This is a genomic window from Nocardiopsis halotolerans DSM 44410, from assembly GCF_000341065.1.
GTDB lineage: Bacteria > Actinomycetota > Actinomycetes > Streptosporangiales > Streptosporangiaceae > Nocardiopsis > Nocardiopsis halotolerans.
On sequence record NZ_ANAX01000149.1, the window covers coordinates 1 to 6,803 of the forward strand.

General features: G+C 70.5%; 7 protein-coding genes (1 of these 7 running past the window's edge). All 7 read left to right on the top strand.

Annotated elements, in window-relative coordinates; genetic code table 11:
* Positions 1-816 (top strand): transcription termination factor Rho (gene rho, locus D455_RS0110840; RefSeq protein ID WP_017570747.1); only part of this gene is annotated, 816 nt, incomplete at its 5' end.
* Positions 817-1,170: 354 nt separating this feature from the next.
* Positions 1,171-3,003: an L-lactate permease gene (locus D455_RS0110845; protein WP_017570748.1), complete on the top strand. Its 1,833-nt coding sequence runs from the start codon at positions 1,171-1,173 to the stop codon at positions 3,001-3,003.
* A 195-nt stretch (positions 3,004-3,198) separates the two neighbouring features.
* Entirely contained in the window at positions 3,199-3,408 is a 210-nt protein-coding gene (rpmE, locus tag D455_RS0110850) for a 50S ribosomal protein L31 (RefSeq protein WP_017570749.1), read from the top strand.
* Positions 3,409-3,513: 105 nt separating this feature from the next.
* Positions 3,514-4,584 carry a peptide chain release factor 1 gene (gene prfA, locus D455_RS0110855; protein WP_017570750.1) on the top strand — a complete coding sequence of 357 codons (1,071 nt, stop codon included), beginning with the start codon at positions 3,514-3,516 and terminating at the stop codon, positions 4,582-4,584.
* A complete protein-coding gene (gene prmC / locus D455_RS0110860; protein WP_017570751.1) occupies positions 4,581-5,444 on the top strand; it encodes a peptide chain release factor N(5)-glutamine methyltransferase in 864 nt (287 codons plus the stop codon). The genes prfA and prmC overlap by 4 nt, the downstream gene beginning before the upstream one ends.
* A 173-nt stretch (positions 5,445-5,617) precedes the next feature.
* Positions 5,618-6,415: an L-threonylcarbamoyladenylate synthase gene (locus D455_RS0110865; protein WP_017570752.1), complete on the top strand. Its 798-nt coding sequence runs from the start codon at positions 5,618-5,620 to the stop codon at positions 6,413-6,415.
* Between the two features lie 13 nt (positions 6,416-6,428).
* A protein-coding gene (locus D455_RS0110870; protein ID WP_017570753.1) for an MraY family glycosyltransferase crosses the window boundary here: on the top strand, positions 6,429-6,803 show its beginning. The gene runs 762 nt beyond the window's last position; the window shows 375 of its 1,137 coding nt (coding positions 1-375); it begins with the start codon at positions 6,429-6,431; the stop codon falls past the right edge of the window.

The window sequence follows — 6,803 nt, forward strand, 5'->3', positions numbered from 1 at the left end:
GGCGTGCTCACCACGCGCATCATCGACCTGGTGGCGCCCATCGGCAAGGGACAGCGCGGGCTCATCGTCTCGCCGCCCAAGGCGGGCAAGACGATGGTGGTGCAGGCGATCGCCAACGCCATCACCGAGAACAACCCCGAGTGCTACCTGATGGTGATCCTGGTCGACGAGCGGCCCGAGGAAGTCACCGACATGCAGCGCACGGTCAAGGGCGAGGTCATCCACTCGACCTTCGACCGCCCCGCCGAGGACCACACGGTCGTCGCCGACCTGGCCATCGAGCGCGCCAAGCGGCTCGTGGAGATGGGCATGGACGTCGTCGTCCTGCTGGACTCCATCACCCGTCTGGGCCGCGCCTACAACCTGGCCGCCCCGGCCAGCGGGCGCATCATGTCCGGTGGTGTGGACTCCACGGCCCTCTACCCGCCCAAGCGCTTCTTCGGCGCGGCCCGCAACATCGAGGGCGGCGGCTCGCTGACCATCCTGGCGACCGCGCTGGTCGAGACCGGCTCGCGCGCCGACGAGGTGATCTTCGAGGAGTTCAAGGGCACCGGCAACATGGAGCTCAAGCTCAACCGGAGCCTGGCGGACAAGCGGATCTTCCCGGCGGTGGACGTGGACGCCTCCAGCACCCGCAAGGAGGAGATCCTCATGTCCTCGGAGGAGCTCAACGTCGTCTGGAAGCTGCGCCGGGTGCTGCACGCACTCGACACCCAGCAGGCCATCGAGCTGCTCCTGGACAAGATGAAGGAGTCCAAGAGCAACGCCGAGTTCCTGCTCCAGATCCAGAAGACCACCGTGGGTCCCGAGCGCTGACCGGCCCGGTCCCCGTGGGACGGGTTCGGGCGTCCACTCTCCGGACTCCCGAACCAGGGCGGGTACCGCGGCCGGAGGCCGCCCGTTGAGGGCGGGCCGAGGAGCGGAAGGCCCCCAGGAAACACGGCACGAGGCCCCCTTCCCATCGCGGGAAGGGGGCCTCGTCGTGTCCGGAGCGCGCCCCGGTGATCGCCTTCCGCACGCCTTCCACATTTCTTCCGAATTGCGGAATAACGGCACCGGAAAACGAAAAAGGTCACCAATGTGTTGCGGATCACAGAAGGGTGTATCCCCGCGCGGGAAAACGATTTAGGGTCGCGCCAGCCGAGTCCCCCATACCAGGGAGCCGTCTGGATGGACAACCTCGTCGTACTCAGTCTCCTCGCGCTCGCCCCGATCGTCCTCGTCGGAGTCCTGCTCGTCGGATTCCGCCTCCCGGCCATGTACGCGATGCCCGTCGGCTACGTCGTGGTGGTCGCCATCGCCGTCCTGTTCTGGCGGACCGACTGGATCGCGATCGCGGCCTCCACCCTCCAGGGCCTCATCCTCGCGATCGGCCTGCTCTACATCATCTTCGGCGCGCTGCTGCTGCTGTCCACCCTCACCAAGAGCGGAGCCATCGCCACCATCCGCTCGACCTTCACCGACATCAGCCCCGACCGCCGCGTCCAGGCGATCATCATCGGCTGGCTGTTCGGCAGCTTCATCGAGGGCGCCTCCGGCTTCGGCACCCCCGCCGCCGTGGCCGCCCCGCTCCTGCTCGCCCTGGGCTTCCCGGCGATGGCCGCCGTCATGGTCGGCCTGGTCATCCAGAGCACCCCCGTCAGCTTCGGCGCGGTGGGGACGCCCATCCTCGTCGGCGTCGCCGGAGGACTGGAGGGCTCACCCGAGGTCGCCCAGCGCGCCGCCGAGCTCGGCCTGAGCATGCCTGGGTACATCAGCCTCATCGGGTTCCAGACCGTCGCCATCCACGCCACCGTGGGCACCCTCGTCCCCCTGTTCATCTGCTGCATGCTGTGCGGCTTCTACGGCGGCAGGCGGCGCTTCTCCGACGGTCTGGGCGTGTGGAGGTTCGCGCTCTTCGCCGCCTTCGCCATGACCATCCCCTCGGTCCTGTACAACCACTTCCTCGGCGTGGAGTTCACCAGCCTCCTCGGCGGCCTCACCGGTCTGGTCATCGTCGTCCTCGCCGCACGCAGGGGTTTCCTCATGCCCAAGCGGACGTGGGACTTCCCGCCCCGGGAGGACTGGCTGGCACGCTGGAGCGGCAACCTCTCCCCGGGCGACGGGGAGAACACGGCGAAGGAAGGCAGGCGCGTCGGCTTCCTGGCCGCATGGGCGCCCTACCTGCTGGTCGCCGCCCTGCTGGTGGCCACCCGTACCATCGCCCCCGTCGAGGACTGGCTGACCGGCGTCAGCGTCGGGGCCGGAGACATCTTCGGCACCTCGATCGCCCAGACCATCGAACCCCTCTACTCGCCCGGCGCCACCTTCGTCCTGGTCTGCCTGGTCACCTACGGGCTGCACCGCATGACGGGACGCCAGATCGCCGCCTCCTGGAGGATGGCCGGATCGCAGCTGGCCGGAGCGGCCGTCGCCCTGCTCTTCGCCGTCCCCCTCGTCCGGGTCTTCATCAACACCGGGGCCGGGTTCGGCGACACGGAGATGGAGAGCATGCCGCTCACCCTCGCGGTCGGCGCGGCCGAACTGGGCGGCGCCGCCTGGCCGCTCCACGCCCCCTGGATCGGGGCCCTGGGCGCCTTCGTCGCGGGCTCCAACACCATCTCCAACCTCATGTTCTCGCTCTTCCAGTTCTCCACCGCCGAACGCATCGGCATCCCCCCGGAGACCGTCGTGGCCACACAGGCGGTCGGCGGGGCCGCGGGCAACATGATCACCGTGCACAACGTGGTCGCCGCCTCAGCGGTGGTCGGCCTGGCCGGACGGGAGGGCGACCTCATCCGGCAGAGCGTCCTGCCGATGACCTACTACGTACTCGCGGCGGGGTCGATCAGCTACGTCCTCGTCTACGGCTTCGGTCCCAACGCCGGGACCGTGGCGCTCGCCCTGATCCTGGCCGCCCTCACCGCGCTCGCCGTGCTCATGCGCCGGGCCGACGCCCGCAAGCCCCCCTCGTACACGGCCGGAGGGGCCACGGGGAACGGTCACGGAAGGGGAACGGAATAGCTACTGGTCCCGGCAGCGTTGAGGGTCTGGCAAACTGGTAGTGAGGACTGGCCCGTCCCGCTCCTGCGGGGACCGCCGTCCCGTTACCTGGATCGCCGCGGCACCGGTTCGCGCATGACCCACGAGACCGTCCCACCCCAGGGTGGCGCGGCTCGGCATGCGTCCGGCGGCCGCGCCCCTGACGAGGAGACACACATGAAGGCCGACATCCACCCCGAGTACGTCGCTACCGAGGTGACCTGCACCTGCGGTGCCCACTTCATCACCCGCAGCACCGTCGCCGAGGGCAAGATCCGCGCCGAGGTGTGCTCCGCGTGCCACCCGTTCTACACCGGCAAGCAGAAGATCCTGGACACCGGTGGCCGGGTCGCCCGCTTCGAGAAGCGCTTCGGCAAGCGCAAGTAGCGCCGCCCGCTGCCCCGCGGCACCGGACTCCTCCGGGCCGCGGGGCCAGGTCCCCCCGAGGGGCACACGGACAGGCGAGGCAGGCGCGACAGGACGGGAAACACAGTGAAGCTGGACGACCTTCTGGGGGAGTACTACGAGCTGGAACAGCAGCTCGCCGACCCCGAGGTACACGCAGACCAGACCAGGGCGCGGACCCTGGGCAAACGCTACGCACAGCTCACCCCCATCATCGAGACCTACCGCGCGCTCAAGGAGGTCGAGAGCGACATCGACGCCGCGCGCGAGCTCGCCGCCGAGGACTCCTCCTTCGCCGAGGAGGCCGACCGCCTGACCGCGGAGGCCGAGAACCTCACCGAGCGCCTGCGCGTCCTGCTCATCCCGCGCGACCCCGCCGACGACAAGAACCTCATCATGGAGGTCAAGGCGGGCGAGGGCGGCGAGGAGTCCGCCCTGTTCGCCGGGGACCTGGTGCGCATGTACCTGCGCTACGCCGAGAGCCAGGGCTGGAAGACCGAGGTCATCAGCTCCACCCCCTCCGACCTGGGCGGGTACAAGGACGTCACGATCGCCTTCAAGAACAAGGGCACCCCCGAGCCGGGCTCGGGCGTGTGGCCCATGCTCAAGTTCGAGGGCGGCGTGCACCGCGTGCAGCGCGTCCCGGTCACCGAGTCGCAGGGGCGCATCCACACCTCCGCCGCCGGTGTGCTGGTCGTCCCCGAGGCCGAGGAGATCGAGGTCGACATCCAGGAGAAGGACCTGCGCGTCGACGTCTACCGCTCCTCCGGCCCCGGCGGTCAGAGCGTCAACACCACCGACTCCGCGGTCCGCATCACCCACCTTCCGACCGGCATCGTCGCCTCGTGCCAGAACGAGAAGAGCCAGCTCCAGAACAAGGAGCAGGCCATGCGCATCCTGCGCGCCCGCCTCTACGCCGAGGCCCAGGCCAGCGCCGACGCCGAGGCCGCGGCCGAACGCAAGAGCCAGGTCCGCACGGTGGACCGCTCCGAGCGGGTCCGCACCTACAACTTCCCGGAGAACCGCATCTCCGACCACCGCGTCGGATACAAGGCCTACAACCTCGACCAGGTCCTCGACGGGGAACTCGGCGGGGTCGTCAAGGCCCTCGTGGACGCGGACACCAAGGAAAGGCTCGAAGCGGCGCAGAGCTCATGAACCTCCTGCTCGACGAGGTCGCCCGCGCGACGCTGAGGCTCGCGGAGGCGGGTGTGGCCTCACCCCGTACCGACGCCGAGGAGCTCGCGGCGTTCGTGCACGGTGTCCGTCGAGGGGAGCTGCACGCGGTCGCCGACTCCGACTTCGACGCCCGCTACTGGGAGTGCGTGGCCCGCCGCGAGGCACGCGAACCCCTCCAGCACATCACCGGCCGCGCCTACTTCCGTTACCTGGAACTCCGCGTCGGGCCCGGGGTGTTCGTGCCCCGGCCCGAGACCGAGATCATGGTCGACTGGGCGATCGAGACCCTGCGCTCCATGGACGTGGCCGACCCGCTGGTGGTCGACCTCGGTACCGGGTCGGGCGCCATCGCCATCTCCATCGCGCAGGAGGTGCCGCGCTCACGGGTGCACACGGTGGAGATCGATCCCGTCGCCCTGGAGTGGGCGCGACGCAACATCGACGCCAGCGGCCACGCCGACCGGGTCACCTCCCACCACGGCGACATGCGCACGGCCCTGCCCCGGTTCGACGGGCGCGTGGACCTGCTCATCAGCAATCCTCCCTACGTCCCCACCCGCGAGGCCGGGACCATCTCCCCCGAGGTGCGCGACTACGACCCCGCGCCCGCCCTGTGGTCGGGTGAGGACGGCCTCGACATGATCCGCGACCTGGAGGCGGTCGGCCGCCGTCTGCTGCGCCCCGGCGGCGCGATGGCGGTCGAGCACCACGACGGCCAGGGCATCGACATCCCCTGGCTCTTCCCCGAGGAACGGGGGTGGCGCGACGTCCTCAACCGCAAGGACCTGGCCCGGCGCGACCGCTTCGTGGTCATGCGCCGCGCCGACGAGGACGGCTGACCGTGGCGTCCGCCCCTCCCGCCACGCCACCGACGCCGCACGCGGCTCCTTCCGCGCGCCGCGGGGCGGGCCGGTTCCAGGACGTACGGCGCCGTCCCCCCGTCGACCCCCGTGTTTTCCGTCCGACCGTGAACCCGGTGGACCCCGTTCGAGAATGAGGTAGGTGAACGCAGGTGAGCCGCATCTACGACTGCGCGGACGAGACCGCCCGCAAGGACGGCATCGCCGACGCCGCGTCCGCGGTACGCCGAGGCGACCTTGTGGTGCTGCCCACGGACACCGTGTACGGCATCGGCACGGACGCCTTCAACCCGACCGCCGTGGCCAGGCTGCTCTCCACCAAGGGCCGGGGACGCGAGATGCCCCCGCCCGTCCTGGTCGGCTCGATGCGCGCGGCCAACGCCCTGGTCGAGGACCTGGGCAACCACGGCCGCGACCTCATGGAGGAGTTCTGGCCGGGCCCGCTCACCCTGGTGTGCACCGCCACCCCCAGCCTGTCCTGGGACCTGGGCGACACCAAGGGCACCGTGGGCGTGCGCATGCCGATGGACCCGGTCGCCCTGGACCTGCTCAAGGAGGTCGGGCCGATGGCGGTGAGCAGCGCCAACAAGTCCGGCCAGCCCTCGGCGACCCGCGTGGACGAGGCGCTCGAACAGCTCGGTGACGAGGACGTCGCGGTCTACCTGGACGGCGGCGAGACCGAGTCCCGCGTCTCCTCCACCATCGTCGACCTCACCTACGCCGTCCCGCGCGTGCTGCGTTCGGGCGCCATCTCCATCGAGCAGCTGCGCGCGGTGTGCGGTACGGTCATCGGCGAGTTGCGCAGGGGACGCCCCAACGCCGCGAGGAGCGAGGGCGACGCCCAGCGGGAGGACGCCTCCACGGAGGCCCAGAAGGACGACACCCCGACCGGGAACGGCGCGGACGGGACCCCCGGGGCCGGGCGGGTCCAGGACGGCGACAAGGACTAGAGGGGCCAAGGACGTGCGGGAGTACGCGCTCACCTTCGTCATCGCCGCGGCGGTGACCTACCTGCTCGTTCCGCTGGTGCGCCGGTTCGCCATCGTCTTCGGCGCCACACCGCCGGTGCGCGACCGCGACGTGCACACCGAACCCGTCCCGCGCCTGGGCGGGCTGGCCATCTACGGCGGGTTCGCCGCCGCCCTGCTGATCTCGGCCCAACTGCCGCACCTCCAGGACGTCTTCGTCGCCGACACGTGGATGGGGCTGCTGCTCGGGGGCGGCCTCATCACGGTCATCGGCGTCATCGACGACCGCTGGGGCATGGACGCGCTCAGCAAGCTCGCCGGGCAGACCGCCGCCGCGGGCATCCTCGTGTGGCAGGGGGGGCAGCTGCTG